We start from the raw sequence: 20,510 nt of genomic DNA, 5'->3' as shown, positions 1-20,510 counted from the left end.
TCAATCCATATTCTTAAAAAACTCCTCCAAATCAAGCTGGAAGCCTTTAAGGACAGAGGACTCAACTATGTCACCCTTTCCGTAAAGCCTGGAAGCAGCATAGGCCCCGTTCTTCAGGGTATAGATCAAAAGGGTATGCTCAAATGGATGAACCAACCAGTATTCCTTCACTCCACTTTCCCGATAAACTTCATATTTGTGATAAAGCTCCTTTCTGTTGTTGCCTGGAGAGAGGATTTCCACGATCAGATCAGGGGCTCCTATGCAGCCGGCGTCATCAAGTTTGGACTTATCGCAAATGACACACAGGTCCGGTTGTACAACAGTGAAAATATCTTCGTTCTTCTTTGATTTAGTCGGTAAGCGGACATCAAAAGGGGCAGGGTAAAGTTCACACTGCTTTCCATTCAGAAATTTGTTCAATTCAAACGACAATTGATTAACCACTTTCTGATGGATTCTGTTGGGTGCCGCAGTCCACTTGAAAACCTTTCCCTTGATAATCTCAACCATCTCGTCCATTTCCCAGCTGAGGTAGTCGGCATAGGAATATTTGCCTCCATAAGAGAAGCTGGGTTCTTTGGCGATGGATTTTTCTTCTTTGGTTTTCATAATGAAGATTGCGATTAATCCAAATCCCTAAAAAACTCCTCCAGATCAAGCTGGAAGTCTTTAAGGACAGAGGACTCAACTATGTCACCCTTTCCGTAAAGCCTGGAAGGAACATAGGCCCCGTTCTTCAGGGTATAGATCAAAAGGGTCTGCTCAAATGGATGAACCAGCCAGTATTCCTTCACTCCACTTTCTCGATAAGCTTCATATTTGTGATAAAGTTCCTTTCTGTTGTTGCTTGGAGAGAGGATTTCCACGATCAGATCAGGAGCTCCTATGCAGCCGGCGTCATCAAGTTTGGACTTATCGCAGATCACGCATAGGTCAGGTTGTACGACAGTGAAAATATCCTCGTTTTTCTTCGATTTGGCGGGTAAGCGAACATCAAATGGGGCTGGGTACATAACACAAGACTTGTCTTTTAGAAATGTATTGATTGTGGTGGTCAAGTCCCTGGCCACTTTTTGATGGATCCTACTGGGTGAGGCCGTCCACTTGAAAACCTTTCCCCTGATGATCTCTACCATCTCGTCCATTTCCCAATTGAGGTAGTCGGCATAGGAATATTTCCCTCCATAAGAGAAACTGGGTTCTTTGGTGAGGGGTGGCTTCTTCTCTCTGGTCTTCATTCCCTTAATTTACGAAATTCCAGCCCTTCTTAGCCATTTGTAATCAGGTTTTTATGTTTTTCCATAGTATAAATTGGGGGAGTATGAAAGAGGGCAAATTGGCTTAGTCCTGGCTAATAGTTTTAAATCGTAAATAGTTTGTATAACTGTTTAGTAAGCATCTAATACAGAATAATCTATTGATTATACAGGTATCAAGAACGTATCAAGAGCGTATAATCAGCGCTATTAAACGTTGATGAACCGAATTTTATTTGTTTTTGAATTTTGTGTGAATAATTATAAATATTACCCTTATTTAGCTTTCAATTATGGCTCTAGGATTTAATGATCCTAGAAATTTACCCCTGTATTTCCCAAGTATCAAGTTGGGGGAATCTTGCATGTTTGATGGAATCTTTTGCCACTGGTGTAACTTCTGATAGGAATTTTTGCCAAATGTTTATATTAGATTTTTAAATGAACTTTTAACCAATATGAACAGACTTAAGATTTCTTTAATTATTCTGCTGCTAGCTTTTGGGCAGGGGGTATGGGCACAGGAACAAGACATCCTCGCTAAGTTGGAGGAAATAGCCATTGTGGATCATAAGGTAATGATGCCGATGCGCGACGGAATAAGGTTGGCTACCGATATATACAGGCCAAAAGGTGATGAGCCCGTTCCGATTATCTTTTCGCGAACGCCCTATAACTTTAACAGCTACAGGGATGGAGAATTGGTTAGCCGGACGATGGAGGCCGCTTACGAAGCCGTGCAGCGCGGGTATGCCTATGTGGTGCAAAATGAGCGGGGGAGGTTTTTTTCCGAAGGGGAATGGGATATTCTCGGCACGCCCTTGACTGACGGTTATGACGCCATGACCTGGATGGCCGAGCAGGAGTGGAGCAACGGCAAAATCGGCACACTGGGCTGTTCATCTACCGCTGAGTGGCAGATGGCCGTTGCGGCTATGAATCACCCCGCACATGCCGCTATGGTGCCACAGGGGTATGGTGCTGGAGTGGGGCGCATAGGTGATTATTATGAGCAGGGTAACTGGTATAGAGGTGGTGCCGGACAAATGCTTTTTACCGCTTGGCTTTATGGCACCCAACATGACCCCATGGCACCAAGATTACCGGAGGGTATTGAACAAGAGGATCTGCAAAGGTTACAGCGGTTTTATGATATGGCTCCCCGATATCCCAAAGTAGATTGGGTGGAGGGCTTGGCGCACCTTCCCGTGCAGGATATCATCAAAAATGTGAATGGTCCAAAAAGCATCTATGAGGAAATGATCACCCGTAAGCCCAATGACCCGGCCTGGTATGAGGGAGGCCTCTACCATGATGATATGGATTTTGGTGTCCCAAGCTTCTGGTTTGTGTCCTGGTATGATGTAGCCAGCAGTCCCAATCTCGCCCTTTACAACCATGTGAGGGAAAATGCTTCAGAGGAAGAAATCCGCAACAACCAGTTTCTGGTCATCGCACCTACCCTGCACTGTGCTTTCAAAAGGGCGACTGAGAATACCATCGTGGGGGAAAGAAGTGTAGGTGATGCCCGCTTGGATTATGATGAGATGATCTATGGCTGGTTTGACTTTTGGCTGAAAGGGGAGGAAAACAATGTGACCTCCGGAATGCCTAAGGTGAAATACTTCACGATGGGGTCTAACAAGTGGCAGACCTCCGATACCTGGCCTCCAAAGGAAGCTGATATGACTACCTACTACCTCAACAGTGGAGGCAAGGCCAATACAAGGTTGGGTGACGGGCAGTTAAGCACTCAAAAAGCCACTGATGACAAGCCTGATTCTTTCGTTTATGACCCCATGGACCCGGTAATGTCCTATGGAGGCAATGTTTGCTGTACAGGCAATGCCGTTAATGGGGGTGCTTTTGATCAGCAGGAGATGGAGTTGAATGAGAACATATTAGTGTACACTTCCGAGCCATTTGGGGAAGGCGTGGAGATAAGTGGTTTTATAGAGTCCAAACTTTACCTTTCCTCAGATGTGAAGGACACCGATTTGACCATCAAGATTATCGATGTTTACCCTGACGGCAGGGCCTACAACCTGGACGAAACCATCCAAAGGGTGAGATACCGGGAAGGCTATGAAAAAGAGGTGTTTATGGAGAAAGGCAAGGTCTACGAGGTTAACATGACGCCAATGTCCACAAGTAACTATTTTGACAAGGGGCACCGGGTAAGGATCGAGGTTTCCAGCTCCAATTTCCCCCGTTTTGACCGCAACCTGAATACCGGCGGCAACAATTATGATGAGACTGAGGGAGTGGTGGCGACCAATAAGATCCACCATTCGGAAGAGTATCCCAGTAGTATATGCTTGCCAATAGTGAGGAGGTGATGAAGGAATAGCCACGGAGACTCGGAGAGTGCTAGGGGGGGTGAAACTTCATTATTCATCATTCGCTATTCATCATTCGGTATTTTTGAATGATGAATTTTGAATAATGAAGTGTGTACTTCCCATGGCCTATCGGCTCTCCTGGCCTTTCAAGGCATAAGGCTGGATCAACACTTCAACTGGTAAGTCCAACAATTCTGAGATTTTGGGGATACTATCAATGGTTAAAGGTTTGTTTCGGTTCAAAATCAGATTTGCCTGCTTTTCTCCAAATGGAGGAATTAGATTCTTAAAGTTTTGTCTATTTATCATTCCCTAATAGCGTCAATGTTTTCATATGGAATGAAAAAACTAACTAGTTTGTTTGTTTTACAGTTTATAAACTATATATTTAAGATAAATATTGGTTTATGAAAAGACATGTTATTGCGCTTGCTGCCTTAATAATTGGATGTAGTGAAGAGCCAAAATACCCTGTGTTTGACCTCGACGGCAAGAGTTTTCTAACTATAGTAAACGAATCCTCCACTCCATTGAAAGTAAGCTTTGAAAAATGGTCCACAATCCCATCATTGGAATTTGAAAAAGTGGACACAGTTATTGCGAGGTCTTCCTCCATAGACCTTAATATGGATAATAAAGCTACCGATTATATTTACCTTTCATTAAATGGTAAGAAATATGATTTTTTTCTTGTGCCCCATGCTGTAGATACCATTTTATATTCTGGAGATGACCTTGAGTTCTCTGGAGATTTTGCGGCCGTCAACAGGTTTTTACTTCAGAAGTCAAATGATGGTTTAGGTTTTTGGAACGAAACCAGAAAACGTGCAGAAGCCAATCACTTAAGCGAAGGTTTTCATGGAGTCATCGAAACAAATGACTCTATCACAGCAGTACTGAAAGATTACCTCTATTCCTACAAGGGTAACTTGCCCAAGTGGTTTGTATCTCGGGAGACCAATAGGTTGGATTATAAAAATGAAGGTTCAAAATTGAATAGCTTTGCCTATCGCAGGACCATGCTGAAGAAAAGTGATACGATACCTGCTGGTTATCACGAGAAAATTTTAGCCACTATTTCCTTAGAAAATGAGGAGTTTATTGGTGAACAAGAGTATATGAGATTTCTTCATGAATATTTGAATTTTTTGGATCATGATAACCCAGAGGGGAAATTTGTAAAAGGAGAAATTCCATTATCCATCTATCGGGCAAAAAAGGTAGAAGCTAATCTTTCGGGAAAAGTAAAGGATGCATTTTTAGCCAATCAGATTACCCAAATAATTAAAGTGGCCAGGGACGAATATGATGTTTCAGTGCTGAAGTATTTTCAGGATGAAGATTTTAAATCCTATGTTGAAAATTACTATGCAAAAGGAAATATTCTTCCTCCAGGTAGCGATATGCCCTATTTTTTCCTATCGGATCTTGAGGGAAAGGAAGTGGAACCCACTGATTTTCGGGGGAATGTTCTACTGATCAATTTTTGGGCGGATTGGTGTGGTCCCTGTATAGTGGAGTTTCCCTACGAGAATAAACTTGTGGAAAAATATCAAGACAGTCCCGTAAAGATCATCAATATTGCAATTGAAAGTAAGGATGAAAAATGGAGGCTTCTAATAGAAAAACATGGTTTGACCACCATCAATCTATTTGCCAATGAAGTCTGGACCAACAAAATCAAGAAGGATTATAAAATTGTCGGAGTTCCACACTCGGTAGTCGTGGATTATCAAGGTAGGATTGTCCAGAACAACTCCCCGACTGCTAGAATGGGAGTTGAAAAAATCATAGATCAGCTGCTGGAAAAAATGGAAGTTGAAGATACAAATATTAATAGTGCTGTAAATTAATCAATCTATAATCAAGTCAATGTATGCAGGATTATGATATTGGTTTCCAATGCTAAATTCAACAATATAGCCGAAACCCTGATTTCCCAGCCTGAGGAGGGGGTTTTTATGGATGCCTGCTTTGTAAATGAAAATGGATTGAACATCCAATATGCAGACCTTCATAATGAGGATAGGTTTTATTTTAAAACTTTCTCTCTTAGGGATAAAACCCGCTAGGTTTAGTTGAATAAGAGATTACATTCTAGCAGATTTGACCTCGTTGCTAAAAAAAAATCCTGGCAGGTTTAAAATTTACCTGCCAGGATTCTTTTTCTAATTCATAAACCACTCCCCCTCAAACATTTTCCTGCTTTCCTTGTCCACCTCGCTTTGCTTGTGGTCGGAGCGGCAGGTTAGGCAGAGCAGGCCGTTTTCGTTGAAGACCCAGTAATTCTGGCTGTGTACGTCCTTAAGCTTGTAGCCGTTTGAGTACAGCGTGCCCCGTAGGACGGAGAGAATGGACTTATCCATCACGAAGGGCTTGTTGTAGGGAATGTAAAGCGTTTGCTCCAATTCCTGGGCGCGAAACTTGTTGAAGGAGGTCAACCTTACATTTTTGTCAAGCGTAAGGACGCTGTCCTGTATGTTGTATTCGTATAGAATCTCCTTGATGTTGTTTTTGGCGTCTTCATAATTTTTGCCCTTAGAGCTAAATGTCTGCTCCAACCGAACCCTTTCATCTGTAGTGCCGGCCAAGGTCAGGCTTATGTCGTTTCTATACAAGGTTTCCGACTGACCTGACTGTTGGGAGCGCACGCTTACCTGTGGCTGGCTTTCTCCCTGGATCACCATTACGCCCTCTGTAGGGAACTCCAGGTATTGGGTTTGCTCATCCTTTGCGCTGGAGCTGAATTGCTGGAAAGACTGCGGCAGGGTGAACCCTATTATCCCGATACTGATCAGCCATAGGAACAATGCGATAAGGCCTACTTTTTCATGGATAAGATTTCTCCTTACCCAGATGCTGATTCCCATCACCGTGATGATCATGGCCGGGATAATCACCACCATGGTAAGTGCCACTGCCAGCCAGAACGGAATCATGTCGGTAATAAATTCCAGCGGAAAATCCCCTGTTTGTATCCCCATACCCCAAAGTTCACCATTGATCAGGTTGAAATAGGTGCCCAGGAAGATCATGGAGGAAAAGATCAACGCTATTCCAATGAGGAAAATAATCGCCCCAAAGAAGATTCTAAACAGGATCAGCAGGAATGCCCCCAATGGTCCCATGGCTGTTCCCACTTCATTCAATCCTTTGCCCACCACGCGAAAGGGAGTCATGAAAGCCCTTCTCGCCCTGGACTCTTCTTTTAATGGCGGAGGATTTTGCCCCTGAAGGATGGTGTTTTCAATATTGGTTAGCGTGATGGCACCACCTTTCATTTCTATCCGCTCGGTAATGGATTTGGCCAATGGCGTGATGATCCAAAGGATAAGATAGATCACGAATCCGGAGCCTCCGGCAAAGATCAGGGCCAAGAATGCCAGCCTTACCCAGATTACCTCAATATTGAAGTAGGAAGCAAGCCCGCTACTTACACCACCAATTACCCTGTCATCGGGATTCCGGTAGAGCTTCTTGATGTTTTTATCCTCTTCGGTCTCGTAGGCTTTAGGCAACATAATCCAAAGTACCACATAGGCCAAAACTGTCCAACCTGCCAAGCTGAATCTAATTCCCGAGAAAGGCAGAAAGTCCCAGGTGCTGAAATTGACCCTTCCGCTGAAAAGGAGCAAGATGGCAATCAGCCTGGTCCACAGCGGATCGATTGTCAAATAGTGGGCAATACCAGCGCATACCCCCCCAAGGATCTTGCGGTTTTCGATGCGGGTCAGCTTTTTATACCCCTTGGTGTTTTCCTGATTGGGAGGTGTGATGTATTTGTAAAAATCATGTTCCTCCTGCTCGGCATGTTCCGTGTGATCTTGGTCGAGCTTTTCCTCACTAGCTTTAAAGTCAGCGATTGTACCCATTTTTTCGATTAGGCTTTCCACATTTTCAGCAGTGATTACCTGTTTGTTGTTTTTCAGGTAGGTAAGGAAGATCTCAGCGATGCGACTCTCGATATCACTGATGATTTCCTGGTTGTCTGGGTAATGGGAAAAATGCCTGTTAATTGCCTCAAGGTAATTTTTGAGGTGGGTGTAGCCGTCGTCCTCGATGTGGAAGAGGATGCCGCTTATGTTTATGCTTATAGTCTTTTTCATGGCCTTATTTTTTTGAGATAATAGTTTGGGTGGATTTGGTCAACGAGTCCCAGGTCTGGTCAAGCTGGCCGAGAAAATCCAGCCCATCGGCTGTGATGGAGTAGTATTTTCTGGGCGGTCCACTTTCGGACTCTACCCATTTATAGGCTACCAATGAGGCGTTTTTGAGCCGGTTGAGCAGAGGGTAGAGGGTGCCCTCCTTTACCAGCAGCTCGGCCTCCTTCAATTCCCCGAGCAGGTCGGAGGCATAGACCTCCCCCCTGGAGATGATATGCAGGATGCAGAATTCGAGAATTCCTTTCCGCATTTGTATTTGGGTGTTAAAAGCTTTCATATCTGTCATGTTATAGCGTATTATGCGCACATTACTGGTACGCCTTCCCCTATATAGATTAAAAAATAATACCAAAGTAAAAGAAGCTACCTTGCATTACCAGTTTCTAGGTGGTAAATTGTAGAAGGTCTTGAGTCTGTTATTTGTAAAACACTGTTTATTAATGTTTTGAAAGTGTATTCTGATAAAAATCCACTAATTCCTTTTCTGAAAAAAATCTTTTATTAATCCAAGCCAAAAGTATTCATACTACATGCAGTGGTATAAAGGCGTACAGAAAAGTGTACGGTTTCGAGCAGTTTTTAAATTATGGGAAGGGGTTTATTTACTAGTGGCTGGGAATGTTTTTAGGGCGGTGAAGGCTTAAGGTGGTTTAAGGGTTTAATGCCCTGCGTGCTGATTAAGGGATTAACGTTAATCCCTTAATCTTTTAATCCCCTAATCTATATTATAAATAATTTTTTTAATTTAATTTGTAGTCTAATGAGCCGTATCCCAGGACTTTTAAGAATTGTTTTCTGCATGCCTATTTTTTTGCTGTACCTAATTGAGGCTCAGGGGCAAAGTCTTGCGCCTAAATATTCCAATGAATTCCTGCAGATCGGAGTAGGAGCCCGGGCTTTGGGCATGGGAGGGGCGCAGGTTTCCAATGTACGTGACGTGACGGCTGCCTACTGGAATCCCGCCGGTATATTGGGCGTGAAGCATGAACATGAATTTTCCATAATGCACGCCGAGTATTTTGCCGGAATCGCCAAATATGACTATGCCGGATACACCACGGCCATTGATGAAGAAAACCAGATCGCCATCTCACTGATCAGGTTTGGGGTAGATGATATCCCCGACACCCGCTTTCTCTACGATGCCAATGGCGCATTAAATTACAACAACATCCAGTTTTTCAACGCCGCTGACTATGCGATGATCCTGTCCTATGCGCGGGATTTCAGCGACATTGTCAAAATCGGGGTCAACACCAAGGTCATCCACCGCAATGTGGGCAAATTTGCCAATGCATGGGGGTTTGGGCTTGACCTGGGGGGCATAGTCCTTTTGGACGAATGGCGTGTAGGGGTGATGTTGCGTGATGTGACAACCACTTTCAACTCCTGGTTTCACAATGCCGAAATGGTGCGGGAAGTGTATGCCCAAACCAACAACGAGGTGCCCATCAACAGCACTGAGCTTACCTTGCCCAGGGCTATATTCAGTTTGACAAGGGATATTTGGCTAACTGAGGAAATTCAGATGCAGGCGATTTTGGATCTGGAGACCACTTTTGACGGGCAGCGGAATACCATTGTAAGAAGCAATTTGCTCAGCGTGGATCCCCGGATGGGTTTGGAGGTGGCGTACAAAAACCTGGTTTACCTGCGTGGGGGTGCCGGAAACGTGCAAATGATCAAAAACTTCGATGCGAGCTATAGCACGGCGTTCCGACCTAGTTTTGGGGTTGGTTTTCTTTTAAATGGCCTGGTGCATATCGACTACGCCATGTCTGACATAGGGAGTATTTCACAAACCCCCTATTCCCATATTTTCAGCGTGAAGGTGGGCTTGAATCAGCACAAGGATAATTACAGGATTTACAAAGGTTGGGATAAAAAGCCGAATTGAGTATGGGGAAATTTTACAGGCTCCTTTTGACGATGACTCTTTTATTTCCACTTTGGGCAACCGCCCAAAGCCAGTGGATAGATTTCCATCGGGACTATTACAAAATAGAAACTGCTGAAGACGGCGTTTACAGAATCAGCTACACCGCCTTTTCCGCTTCCGGCATCAATGTCAACCAGGTGGACCCGCGGGACATAAGGTTGTACCATAGAGGGGAGGAGGTTCCGATTTTGGTGCAGGGGCAGCAGGATGGCCGCTTTGACCCGGGCGACCATATCACTTTTGTGGGCAAAAAGAACGATGCTACCTTGGATTATCGGCTTTACAACAACCCTGCCGATATGCCAAACCCCTACTACAACACCCATAATGACACCACGGCATATTTTCTGACCGTAACACCTGGCGTGAGGGGGCTGCGTATGAATCAAACCCCAGCGGTAAATCTCTCGGCTCCTTCGGTAGATATTTACCAAGCAGAAAGATTGTTGGTTTTTCATGACCAATATAACTTGGGGCCCATTTATCATCCGGGAATATGGATGCCCGAGTACGATAGGGGACAGGGCTGGATGGGACCAATCATCCAGAGAAATAACCATCTGGATTTCAGCTTGACCAATTTGGGGGAGGTCATGGCAGCAGGTGAGCACCGGGTGGAGATGAACCTCATCGGCAGAGCCGGTGCCACCCATCAAACAGCCATCAGCGCTGGACCCAACGCCAATTCTTTACGGGAGGTTCTTCGGGTGACCTATGATGAATATGAGGTCCGAAATGTGGAGTTTAACCTGCTTCCGACCGATTACAACAGTGATGGCAGCATTGTGATCCGTGTTCGATCCCTGGGGGGAGAGTCGGATGTGGATAATGTTTCCCTGAGCTTCCTGAAGCTCAATTATCCAAAAAGGGCTTCGGCGGGGGACTTTGATCAGGCCACCTTTGATATCAACCGGGGAGTGGAAAGGCTGACCTTATCTGGCGTGAGCGCTGATTACGTTGGTTTTGAGATCAACGATAGGGACAATCCGCGGGTTCTGGCTTTTCAAAAGGTTGGCAATGAGCTGCATATTCCCGGTGGGGGTGCTGCCGAGGGGCGCAAAGTCCTTCTCCAGAGGAGCAGCCAGATCAAAAATGTGGACCGCATGAGACGATTTCGCTTCCGGGATGTTGCCAGCCAGCCGGCCAATTATGTCATGATCAGCCACCAGTCGCTGAGACGTCCCGCAGCCTCCTACGGGGACCCCGTGGCCGCCTATGCGGCCTACCGCGCCAGTCCCGCCGGGGGAGGTTTCGATACCCTAACGGTCAATATGGACCAACTTTACAACCAGTTTTCCTTTGGGGAAAAGAGCCCTTTGGCCATTTACGAATTTTTGAGGGCCTATTATCCCAAGAACAAACCCGAATACCTGCTGCTTTTGGGCAGGGCACTGGGGATGTTTAGTACCCGAAGGGTGGACGGGGTGAATTATACCTACAGAAGAAATCCAGGAGCATTTGAATGGCAGGACTTGGTGCCACCGGCTGGGTATCCCTATGCCGACAATAATTTTGTGCAAAACCTGGATCCTGAAAACCCGGAGCTCCAGGCCATCGCATTGGGCAGGGTGCCGGCACGGAATCCCGATGAGGTGGCTTCCTATCTGGATAAGATAAAGGAAAAAGAGGCGCTGGGTGTACAGGAACCCTGGCAAAAAAACATCATCCACCTGAGTGGTGGCCTTTCAGCCCTTGAACTCAACCGCTATTTCAATTTTCTCAATGGCTTCAAAAACATAGCCGAGGATATTTACTTAGGAGGCAGCGTGAAGACCTTTAGGAAGAGGTCCAATGCTACAGTGGAACTTATCAACATCTCCGATGAGGTCAATCAGGGGGCGGCTATGGTGACCTTTTTTGGTCATGCCTCACCGGCTCTCATCGATATCGAAATAGGCTTTGCCAGTGATCCGCAGATGGGTTATGCCAACAAGGGGCGCTACCCAATGCTGCTGCTCAACGGATGTGATGCCGGAAATGCTTATGGTACCCCGTACACCTTTGGGGAAGACTGGGTGCTGGCCAGGGATGCGGGCTCTTCCAATTTTATTGCCCACTCCAATTTGGGTGTGGATATCTATCTGAGGAGGTATTCGGAGTCGATTTACCTGAAAGCCTTTTCTGACTCTTCACTCATCCACCAATCCATAGGTAAAGTGCGGATTGAGGCAGAAAAACACCTTTACAGCCGATATGGGGCAGGACCGCTTTACCGCTCACATGCTACGATGATGGTGATGCTGGGGGATCCGGCGGCAAAACTTTTCCCAGCAAACAAAGCGGATTACGCAATCAAGGCAGAGGAAGTCACTCTTGAAAGCAGAGTAGAGGGTGGTATGAGTGTGCTATCCGATACTTTAAACTTGAAGTTTTTGGCGCGTAATATTGGCCGGGTGGATCTGGATAGTTTCAAGGTGGAAGTGTCGCGGAGGCTGCCCGATGGGACGGTTATCCAATATGAGCCGATGACCTTGCCGCCTGTTTTCCGGGCCGACACGGTCACCTTTCCCATTCCAAACCGGGACCTCAATGCTTTTGGGGAAAACTTTTTCACCATCAACCTCAATTCCGAAAGGACTGTGGATGAGCTGACTTACCAGAACAACTCGGTGACCATTTCCGAATTTATCCAGCTCAACGGGACCACCAACTTGATGCCGTTGGCCTACAGTATTGTGGAAAAGCCTGAGGCGACCCTGATTGCCCAGGTGACGGCTCTTTCATCAGACCCCCGAACGGTCATGTTCCAGATGGATACGGTGCCAAGTTTCAGCAGTGCGGTGCGAAGGGAAACCAGAGTGCTTACTACGGGATTGGCAAAATGGGAGGTGGATTTTGAAGGGTTGGTAGGGCAGAAGGATTCCCTGACTTTATATTGGAGGACCAAATTTATGGAGCCCCGGGAGGGTGAGGATGACGGATGGAATGAATCTTCTTTTTCCTATATCAAGGACAATCCGGAAGGTTGGACCCAGCGCAAGCTCCCCCAGTTCAGAAACAACGGCCTATACCAAATAGAAATCGACGAGCCGCGAAGGGAGTGGAGGTTTGAAGGTGTCAACCTGGACCTTCGAGTGATGACCTTTGGCAGCCAGACGGAGGGTTTGAGCTTTACAAACACCGAGTTTTTGATGGATGGCATTTCCTACATCTTGGAGGCCGGCAACAGAACCTGTCCCAACGGTTCATTGGGCCTACTTTCTTTTCAGGCCAAAGACCTTACTCCGTATCTGGTCTTCCCGCCGGCAGGTTTTGATGTGCTGGATGGGCGCAGCTGTGGCCGGGTGCCGCAAATTATCCAATCCATACGAAACAACAATCTGGTGGGAGGCAACCAAATGTTGCTCGACTATGTGGATGGGGTGGCTGATGGCGATTATGTTTTGATCTTTTCGGTGGGGAATGTGACCTTTTCCGATTGGCCGGATGCGGCCTATATCAAACTGAAGGAATTTGGGGCCAATGAGGCCACGCTTCGAAACCTGCGCACTGGGGATCCTTATATTCTTTTTGGGCGAAAGGGAATGAAACCCGGGGAGGCCATCGAAATAGTGCCGGAGCGAAATGGGGAGCAGGAAACCAATGAGCAGATTTTGACCTTCGAAAAGTCGGTGGAAGGGCATTATACCGCGGGAAGCATCATTTCGCCTAAAGTAGGGCCGGCGAGCGAATGGGGAGCGCTTTTCCAATACATCAAGCGCAATGATCTTTTCAACCAGGAAAATACCAGCATGGATCTGATCGGGGTAACCGAGGATGGAGAGGAAGTGGTGCTGTTTGAAAAACTGCAGGAAAACGAGCTTTCATTGGCTTCCCTCAATGCTGGGCAATATCCTTTTCTCCGCCTAAGGTATGCCATGGATAATCCCGAAGCAGACAAACCCAGCCAACTAAATTATTGGCAGGTCAATTACACCGGGGTGCCGGAGGGTGTGCTGGTTTTCAAAGGTACCCAAAAGCAGATCCAGATGAGGGAAGGCGAGGAGGAAGAACTTCAATTTGAATTCAGTAACATTTCCAGACATGACTTCACCGACTCCCTTACTGTGGAATGGAGTTTCCATAACACGGACTTAAGGAAGTTTGAGCGTTTTTCCACCAAGATACCTCCAGTTCCGGCAGGAGAAAACCATGCTTTTGAGGTGCATTTCGCTTCTGGGGGACGTGCTGGAAAAAACAACTTGAATGTATTTGTAAACCCTCGGGAAGTTTTGGAGCAATCCTACCAAAATAATATCGTAGACCTGCCCGGGTATTTTATGGTAATTCCCGATGACAGCAGGCCCGTTTTGGATGTGAGTTTTGACGGGGTATATATCATGGATGGGGATATTGTGTCGCCCACGGTGCTGGTGGCGGCTTCTTTGAAGGATGTGAACAGCCTCATGCATAAAAAAGATACCGTGGGAATGGAGGTGATGTTGAAAAGACAGTGCGAAACCTGTGTATTTGAGCGGGTGAATTTCAGCAGTTCCAAACTGAAATGGTTTCCGGCTACAGATGAGAGTGATTTCAAGGTCGAGTTAAAACCGGGTCCGCTAGAGGATGGGATGTACACGCTTCGGATCAGCAACAACAGTGAAAACAGCCAAGAGGCTGAAAAGCCTTACGAGATCAATTTTGAGGTGGTAAATGAGGCCCAGATCACGAATTTTTACCCCTATCCGAATCCCTTTAGTACAAATGTACGTTTTGTATTTACAGTCACCGGCACGCAGGTGCCTGACCAGATCAAAATCCAGATCATGACGGTTACCGGCAAGGTGGTTCGTGAGATTTTTCAAGATGAACTTGGCCCGCTGAGGATAGGCAATAATATCACGGAATATGCCTGGAATGGCAAGGATGAATTTGGTGACCAATTGGCAAACGGGGTGTATATCTATAGAGTACTGGTGCTGCAGAACGGACAATTTATGGAGCATCGGGCCACTGCGGGAGACAAGGCCTTTAAGAAGGGTTATGGGAAGATGTATTTGTTGAGGTAAGCTTTAGGAAAAGGTTTCACGCAAAGGCGCAATGGGGAAAAACGCAAAGTGCGCAGAGATTTCACGCAACGACGCAACGGGAAAAAACGCAAAGGGCGCGGCGCGGGGATTTTATAGATAATGAAGAATAAAACCTTTCAGGTCTCGATATATTTTAATAGACCTGGAAGGTGTTGTAATCCGTACTTGGTACTTGGTACCTGGTACTTTGTACCAAAAAATGAATATATGAAAAGCATTATAATAGCCCTCCTTGCTTTCGGGCTTTTCCACAGTGACGGGAAATTGAAGATTGTTTCCTTTGAGGAGTTTGAGGAAATAATAGAAGCTCCGTCGGACGGGATTCGGGTGTATAATTTTTGGGCGACTTGGTGTGCACCTTGCATCAAGGAGATGCCGCACTTTCAGACAGTGAGCAGGTCAGAAGGAGTGGAACTGATGTTTGTGTCCCTGGATGATGGCAGAAAGCCGGATAGGGTGGAAAACTTTATGGAAAAGAGAAACATCACCTCCCCGGTGGTGCTGCTGGATGATATTGATTACAACCGCTGGATTGGCAAGGTGAGTGATGATTGGTCAGGGGCTATCCCGGCCACCTTATTTATAGATGCTAATGGAAAGCGGCATTTTCACGAAGGTGAAATGAGCGAGCAGGAACTGAAGGATTTTATCAATAAACTTAAATAAATATGAGAAACATGAGGTTTTTAATGACAATGCTGCTTGCCCTAGTTTTTACGGGCGCAATGGCGCAGAAAAGCGGTTACCAGGTAGGTGACACCGCGAGGGATTTTGAACTCAAGAATGTGGATGGTGAGACCGTTTCGATGGCCGACCATGAGGACGCCAAGGGTTTTCTGGTGATTTTTTCCTGCAACACCTGCCCCTATGTTGTGGCATATGAAGACAGGATGATGGAGCTGCACGAAAAGTATGCGCCTAAAGGATACCCTGTGATCGCCATCAACCCCAATGACGAGGCGCTTTCTCCGGGAGACAGTTTTGAGAAGATGCAGGAAAGGGCCAGGGATAAAAACTTCCCCTTTGCCTATGTGTACGACGAAAGCCAGGAAATCGTGAATGCCTACGGCGCCACCCGTACGCCTGAGGTGTATCTATTGCAGAAGCAGGATGATGAATTGGTGGTGAAGTATATTGGGGCAATAGATAACAACTATAGGGACGCCAGTGAGGTGACGGAGAGGTATGTGGAAGAAGCAGTGGATGCCCTGCTGAACGACCGACAGATCGCCGAAACCAGCACCAAGGCGATTGGGTGCACGATAAAGTTTAGGAAATAAGACGGAAGACGGAAGACCGGAGACGGGAGAGCCTCTTCGCGGATAAAATGGTCACGAAGAGCACAAAGTTTCAAAGAAGTGGCACAAAGGCTTCTTCGCACATGCATGTTTATATTTTTGTGCCCTTTGTGGCCATTGTGGTCATTAAAACATACCCCATCCGTAGAGCGAAGCTCGGAGGGAGGGTTACGGGGATAGGGGCCGTAAATGACAGGAGGACCTCAAAATGGCCTAAAATCAAGCCCAGTCCTAGAAGTACTTGGTACCTGGTACCTGGTACTTGGTACCCAGACGCCTAGTACAATTTTTCAAGGCATAACAATTGCTATATTACCCAATAACCAACATTTTTAATATTCAAGTTTATGAGAACATTGACCGATAAGGAGAAATCCGTGCTCCTTGAAAACCACCAAAAGACCCAGGATGCTTTTAAAGTTGACCACCCGGATAAGGAAATGAAGCCTTTTATATATTATGTGCCGGAGGATTTTATGCACTTCCTGATGGCCCACAACAAGGGCATCCCCCCAAAGATCAGCGAGGAGTTTTCCTTCATCGACGACCTGCTGCCCTTGCCTGAGGAATACAAGACACACCAATACATCATCGTGGTGAACGGGGAGAAGTATTTTTATGATTTCCCGGTTAAGGGTGTTTAAATGTTGTACTAGGTACTAGGTACAATGTACTAAGAAGGGGTTTTGTTGCCGCAGTTGAAGCTTAGTACATAGTACTTAGTACATAGTACGATATAATTCATATAATAAAAAACGCATAATATATCCACTTTTTCGCTTGTTAATCTAATCGGATCTTATACTTTTGCATACGATTCAGACGAATATTTGGTAGATCAGGAAAGGTGTGAAAGGGTTTGTGTCCTAAATACTTTGTTTTGAGTCGCTTACAAAATAACCTGTGGCAGGTGTAGTCCTGTTGCATTTGAAGCGTATAAAGTATCCATGTTCCGATTAGCACTAAAGGGGATTGTTTCTTGTCTATTGCTATGTTGCTTGAGCCAAATTTCCACGGCCCAGCAGTTCGGAAACTTCGAAAATATTTTGGAATATCATTTTTCGGAGAAAGAAATTAACCTTAACGAGAATGATTTAGGCCTAAACAGGCTGATTATTGCCAACCCTTCCCCCCAGGCGGTAAATATCAAAGTACAGCTTTTGGATACCGATAAGATCAGGATGATCTCTGATCTTGAGCGCACTATCAATATCGGACCGGGTCAGCAAATCATCCTTCCCATCCGTTTTTCTTACCGATATCATCAGGAAAGTGACTTCAGGGCGGATCCGGTAAGCTTTCAGATCCTCATGCAGGATACGCAGGAGCTTCTCGAGCCTTTCGACTTTGTGATCAAAACCCAGGAAACCAGAAATTGGAGAGCGAATTTGACTAATAACCAAGTGCTGGTCCAGTATGAGGACATGGTGGAGTTTGAGCTCAACGTGCAGAACAGGGGGAATCGACGGGAGGAATTCACCCTTAGATCCACGAGCCAGAAAGGTCAAAAGCTGATAGATGAGCGCCTGTTTTTCGCACTGGAGGCCAAAAGGGATACCTTGATCCGGTTGAGTTTTCCTGTAGCGGAAACCTCCCTTGCTGACCTGGAACTTGACCAAATCAGATTTTCCTTGAGAGATGGCTTTGATGGCAAAAAGGAAATGACCGGTAATATTCAGCTGGTCGGCTCCGAAATCAGGCAGCAGCAGAATGCCTATTATGATATCCCCTTGACAATGGAAGTTCAGGGTTTTCGCAGCAGTCTGGGACGTCCCATGATGTTTCTTAACCTTGCAGGATCGATAGAACTCCACAATGATCAAGCCTTGGGCATCAACATGCGTACGGACGGTATGGGACATCTTGGTGGGCCCAACTCTCTATATCAGGCCCATTATAGAAAAGGCGACTTTACCTACACCGCCGGTACTATCATCAAATTTACCGACTTCCTGATCAACGGTTACGGAGCAGGCATGAGCTACCATAAATCTGATAAGGAATTCCATGACCTGACCGTCAGCCAGAGCCGTATGGATCCCCTTTATCAGGTGGATTATTCGGGAGGGTTCAAATATGCCCAGGATGTGGCGGGCACGGTTCATCATTTTGCCAATTATGATTACCAAAGCGGCAGCTACAATTACCTCTTTACCAAAAGCCTGCAGTATCAGATCAACAGAGCCTGGACGGTGGGTGTTTCGGGCGGTTATTCAAATGAATTTGACAACTTCCAAGGCCGATTGACCGAAGGCCACCTATGGGGCTACGAGGTGGCATATCAAAAAAACGGTTTCAGCGCCATTTCCCAGATCAACAACTATTCCGACACCTTTATCGGGATCAACAGGGGTTTTTCTTATCAGCGGCACCAGGTGAGGAAATCCTGGAAGAATTACGAGCTTTCTGCTTTCCACAACCAGACCGCTAGAAGGCCGATGATCTTCACCCCTGACAGCATCTACGTGGTGGACGCGATGCAACTGAAGGAGACGGGGGTGCGAAATAGTTTTGCCTATAAGAAGGCCAGGATGAGCGGAACCTTTTCTTATATGGAGCAGCGCTTTGCCATGCAGGCCGGGCCAATGGCGCAGTACCTTAGAACTGCCTGGACCTATAATTATGGGGGCAATCTTCCTGTGAGATTTTCCCTGAACTCGGCGCTCAGCTATGTGACGCTGGAAGGTCTGGAGGATGTGTACAGCAGGATTGCCGTGACCAACAATTTCAACTTGAGCTATAGGAGTTTTGGGATTAGGGGCCGAGTGGACCGTGGGCCTAATTTTTACAATGAGGTAGTGCGGGACTTTGAGGACAATATCCTTCCCCAGCGGATACAGGCCGGCCCCTATGTGGATTTTACCAAAACCCTTAAAAACGGCGCCCAATTCAGCAACAACACCCAGGCGGAATATTTCAAGGACAACGTGTTCTTTGATCGTGAGATGCTTTTCGTGAGAAATTCCTTCCGCTTTAATCTTCCCAAAGCAGGTTTTTATGGCGGACTATCCGTGTCCCTGAATATGCTAAGCCGAAACAACAGCTTTGTCAATTTCAACTTGGGGAAAAAGCTTAGCGTGCCTACTGTGGGGATCAGAAAATACCATGATGTCAAGCTGAAGTTCTTCAAGGATGAAAACCGCAATGGGGTATGGGATGCCGGTGAAGAAGTGATAGCCAACGAATATGTGATGGTCAATGGCCGAATGGCGATGACTGATGCGGAAGGGGTGATCACCTACAAAAACGTGGAAGATGGCGAGTACACCCTCGAGATGCGCAACATGCGGAATCTGGTGGGCTGGGTGCCTGCCAAGGGAGTGGAGCAGCACTTCACCACTTATAAGGGTGGGGCTTATGGCGTACCGTTTATAAAGAGCAAGTTCATCAAGGGCTCAGTTAGGGTGATCCATGACGACAACCAGACTGACAGGTTCAATCCTCAGGGTATGAAAGTGAATGTGGTGAACGAAAAGGGCGAACAATATGAGACCATTGTGAACAGTAAAGGGGAGTTTCTGCTCAACGTGCCTTCGGGAAGATACATCGTGACCCTAAGTTCGGCGGGCTTATCGGCTGACAAATACCAGATCGAGAACAGCAGCCAATCCGTAGATCTGCTGGATAACGGGCGCTGCGAGGTTCATTTTACCATCCGCCAAAAGGCCAGGGACATGAATATCCGAAGAATAAGCCGAAGATAGTTCTGAAGGTGACTGGTAAAAAGAACTATGTGGATAGCGGATGATTATTTCGTAAATGGCTTAAAACCATATGGTTAAAAGTGAATAAGAAAAATAGGTAAAATCACTTATTTGTATTTTGAATAAAAATTAACGGATTTAGTGTCAAATAAATTGTATTTCGTTTTGAAATATGTGAAACAGAATATACTTTTGTGACACTTGATAAAACACCCGAACAACAAATTCAAACCTTAAAAAAAATACAATGATTAAGAAGATTTTATTATCCGCGTTTTTAGTAGTGAGTGCAGTGCAGTTTTCGATGGGGCAGGGAGGTGTTAATGCTACCGCTAATGATCAACAGTTGGTGACTATCCAAATAATAAGTCTTGCAGAATTAACCTTTAATTCAAGCGAGGGTAATAATGTATTTCAGTTTAATACTTTAGATGAACTTGAAGAAGGGTTGCCGGATAAGGCAGGGGTATTAGAAGTTCGCTCTAACAAAAATTGGACTATAAATGCAAAGGTTGATTTTAAAGAAACTGGCTTAGATACTAAGGACGGATTTATGTTTGAACTTTTTATTGATGATGTTGCTGATTCACGAAAGGTATTAACAAGTGCCCCTCAGAATGTAGCAAGTGGTGATAGGGGAGCTGGTAATGTTAATCACAGAGTTGTTAATTACCATATTACTCCAGGCTTGAATGTAGATCCAGGGAATTATGATGTAGAGGTTCAATATGTTTTGACTCAGCAATAAACTTAAGTATGATTTTTTTAAATTAACATCAAAAAAGGTTGTCAAAAT

General features: G+C 45.7%; 15 protein-coding genes. 10 read left to right on the top strand and 5 right to left on the bottom strand.

The genetic code is table 11. The annotated features are described in order from the left end of the window. Both KIH41_RS09465 and KIH41_RS09460 read right to left on the bottom strand, forming a co-directional pair. Complete coding sequence (locus KIH41_RS09465; RefSeq protein ID WP_214162234.1) at nucleotides 1–612, bottom strand: Uma2 family endonuclease; 612 nt, start codon at nucleotides 610–612, stop codon at nucleotides 1–3. 14 nt (nucleotides 613–626) lie between these two features. Beyond that, nucleotides 627–1,241: a Uma2 family endonuclease gene (locus KIH41_RS09460; protein ID WP_214162233.1), complete on the bottom strand. Its 615-nt coding sequence runs from the start codon at nucleotides 1,239–1,241 to the stop codon at nucleotides 627–629. A gap of 476 nt (nucleotides 1,242–1,717) precedes the next feature. On the opposite strand from KIH41_RS09460, the gene KIH41_RS09455 reads away from it, so the two are divergent. Then, the gene (locus KIH41_RS09455) at nucleotides 1,718–3,598 is read left to right on the top strand and encodes a CocE/NonD family hydrolase (protein ID WP_214162232.1); all 1,881 of its coding nucleotides are present in this window, start codon (nucleotides 1,718–1,720) and stop codon (nucleotides 3,596–3,598) included. A 129-nt stretch (nucleotides 3,599–3,727) separates the two neighbouring features. Here KIH41_RS09455 and KIH41_RS09450 read toward each other — a convergent pair whose 3' ends face one another. After that, entirely contained in the window at nucleotides 3,728–3,910 is a 183-nt protein-coding gene (locus tag KIH41_RS09450) for a hypothetical protein (RefSeq protein WP_214162231.1), read from the bottom strand. 98 nt (nucleotides 3,911–4,008) lie between these two features. Between KIH41_RS09450 and KIH41_RS09445 the strand changes: the two genes are divergently transcribed. Together KIH41_RS09445 and KIH41_RS09440 are read left to right on the top strand one after the other, a co-directional pair. Next, entirely contained in the window at nucleotides 4,009–5,454 is a 1,446-nt protein-coding gene (locus tag KIH41_RS09445) for a TlpA family protein disulfide reductase (protein WP_214162230.1), read from the top strand. A 33-nt stretch (nucleotides 5,455–5,487) separates the two neighbouring features. Continuing rightward, the gene (locus KIH41_RS09440; protein WP_214162229.1) at nucleotides 5,488–5,673 is read left to right on the top strand and encodes a hypothetical protein; all 186 of its coding nucleotides are present in this window, start codon (nucleotides 5,488–5,490) and stop codon (nucleotides 5,671–5,673) included. A 96-nt stretch (nucleotides 5,674–5,769) separates the two neighbouring features. Here KIH41_RS09440 and KIH41_RS09435 read toward each other — a convergent pair whose 3' ends face one another. Both KIH41_RS09435 and KIH41_RS09430 read right to left on the bottom strand, forming a co-directional pair. Further along, a complete protein-coding gene (locus KIH41_RS09435; RefSeq protein WP_214162228.1) occupies nucleotides 5,770–7,707 on the bottom strand; it encodes a PspC domain-containing protein in 1,938 nt (645 codons plus the stop codon). Between the two features lie 4 nt (nucleotides 7,708–7,711). Beyond that, complete coding sequence (locus KIH41_RS09430) at nucleotides 7,712–8,041, bottom strand: PadR family transcriptional regulator (RefSeq protein ID WP_214162227.1); 330 nt, start codon at nucleotides 8,039–8,041, stop codon at nucleotides 7,712–7,714. Between the two features lie 483 nt (nucleotides 8,042–8,524). On the opposite strand from KIH41_RS09430, the gene KIH41_RS09425 reads away from it, so the two are divergent. The 7 genes from KIH41_RS09425 (at nucleotide 8,525) to KIH41_RS09395 (ending at nucleotide 20,462) form a co-directional block, all read left to right on the top strand. After that, nucleotides 8,525–9,661, top strand: a complete 1,137-nt coding sequence (locus KIH41_RS09425) for a putative type IX sorting system protein PorV2 (RefSeq protein WP_394369804.1) — start codon at nucleotides 8,525–8,527, stop codon at nucleotides 9,659–9,661. A 32-nt stretch (nucleotides 9,662–9,693) separates the two neighbouring features. After that, nucleotides 9,694–14,691, top strand: a complete 4,998-nt coding sequence (porU2, locus tag KIH41_RS09420; RefSeq protein WP_246539040.1) for a putative type IX secretion system sortase PorU2 — start codon at nucleotides 9,694–9,696, stop codon at nucleotides 14,689–14,691. Nucleotides 14,692–14,919: 228 nt separating this feature from the next. Then, a complete protein-coding gene (locus KIH41_RS09415; RefSeq protein WP_213944783.1) occupies nucleotides 14,920–15,378 on the top strand; it encodes a TlpA family protein disulfide reductase in 459 nt (152 codons plus the stop codon). A gap of 11 nt (nucleotides 15,379–15,389) precedes the next feature. After that, entirely contained in the window at nucleotides 15,390–15,992 is a 603-nt protein-coding gene (locus KIH41_RS09410) for a thioredoxin family protein (RefSeq protein ID WP_394369803.1), read from the top strand. Nucleotides 15,993–16,357: 365 nt separating this feature from the next. Beyond that, nucleotides 16,358–16,654, top strand: coding sequence for a hypothetical protein (locus KIH41_RS09405; RefSeq protein WP_213944785.1), 297 nt, complete (start codon nucleotides 16,358–16,360; stop codon nucleotides 16,652–16,654). Nucleotides 16,655–17,008: 354 nt separating this feature from the next. Then, nucleotides 17,009–19,714, top strand: coding sequence for an MSCRAMM family protein (locus KIH41_RS09400; protein ID WP_214162224.1), 2,706 nt, complete (start codon nucleotides 17,009–17,011; stop codon nucleotides 19,712–19,714). 247 nt (nucleotides 19,715–19,961) lie between these two features. Further along, nucleotides 19,962–20,462 carry a hypothetical protein gene (locus tag KIH41_RS09395; protein WP_214162223.1) on the top strand — a complete coding sequence of 167 codons (501 nt, stop codon included), beginning with the start codon at nucleotides 19,962–19,964 and terminating at the stop codon, nucleotides 20,460–20,462. The last annotated feature ends 48 nt before the right edge of the window (nucleotides 20,463–20,510 follow it).

The organism is Litoribacter ruber, assembly GCF_018500185.1.
In the GTDB taxonomy this organism is placed as follows: Bacteria; Bacteroidota; Bacteroidia; order Cytophagales; family Cyclobacteriaceae; genus Litoribacter; species Litoribacter ruber.
The sequence above is the reverse complement of the archived record's forward strand: the minus strand, read 5'-3'. Positions and strand labels throughout refer to the sequence as shown.

Excerpts from the sequence above, each read along its gene's own strand:
- KIH41_RS09405 (WP_213944785.1), top strand. The coding sequence starts at position 16,358 with ATGAGAACATTGACCGATAAGGAGAAATCCGTGCTCCTTGAAAACCAC.
- KIH41_RS09460 (WP_214162233.1), bottom strand. The coding sequence starts at position 1,241 with ATGAAGACCAGAGAGAAGAAGCCACCCCTCACCAAAGAACCCAGTTTC.
- KIH41_RS09465 (WP_214162234.1), bottom strand. The coding sequence starts at position 612 with ATGAAAACCAAAGAAGAAAAATCCATCGCCAAAGAACCCAGCTTCTCT.
- KIH41_RS09445 (WP_214162230.1), top strand. The coding sequence starts at position 4,009 with ATGAAAAGACATGTTATTGCGCTTGCTGCCTTAATAATTGGATGTAGT.
- KIH41_RS09415 (WP_213944783.1), top strand. The coding sequence starts at position 14,920 with ATGAAAAGCATTATAATAGCCCTCCTTGCTTTCGGGCTTTTCCACAGT.
- KIH41_RS09430 (WP_214162227.1), bottom strand. The coding sequence starts at position 8,041 with ATGAAAGCTTTTAACACCCAAATACAAATGCGGAAAGGAATTCTCGAA.
- KIH41_RS09455 (WP_214162232.1), top strand. The coding sequence starts at position 1,718 with ATGAACAGACTTAAGATTTCTTTAATTATTCTGCTGCTAGCTTTTGGG.
- KIH41_RS09435 (WP_214162228.1), bottom strand. The coding sequence starts at position 7,707 with ATGAAAAAGACTATAAGCATAAACATAAGCGGCATCCTCTTCCACATC.
- KIH41_RS09395 (WP_214162223.1), top strand. The coding sequence starts at position 19,962 with ATGATTAAGAAGATTTTATTATCCGCGTTTTTAGTAGTGAGTGCAGTG.
- porU2 (WP_246539040.1), top strand. The coding sequence starts at position 9,694 with ATGACTCTTTTATTTCCACTTTGGGCAACCGCCCAAAGCCAGTGGATA.
- KIH41_RS09410 (WP_394369803.1), top strand. The coding sequence starts at position 15,390 with ATGAGGTTTTTAATGACAATGCTGCTTGCCCTAGTTTTTACGGGCGCA.
- KIH41_RS09425 (WP_394369804.1), top strand. The coding sequence starts at position 8,525 with ATGAGCCGTATCCCAGGACTTTTAAGAATTGTTTTCTGCATGCCTATT.
- KIH41_RS09440 (WP_214162229.1), top strand. The coding sequence starts at position 5,488 with ATGATATTGGTTTCCAATGCTAAATTCAACAATATAGCCGAAACCCTG.
- KIH41_RS09450 (WP_214162231.1), bottom strand. The coding sequence starts at position 3,910 with ATGATAAATAGACAAAACTTTAAGAATCTAATTCCTCCATTTGGAGAA.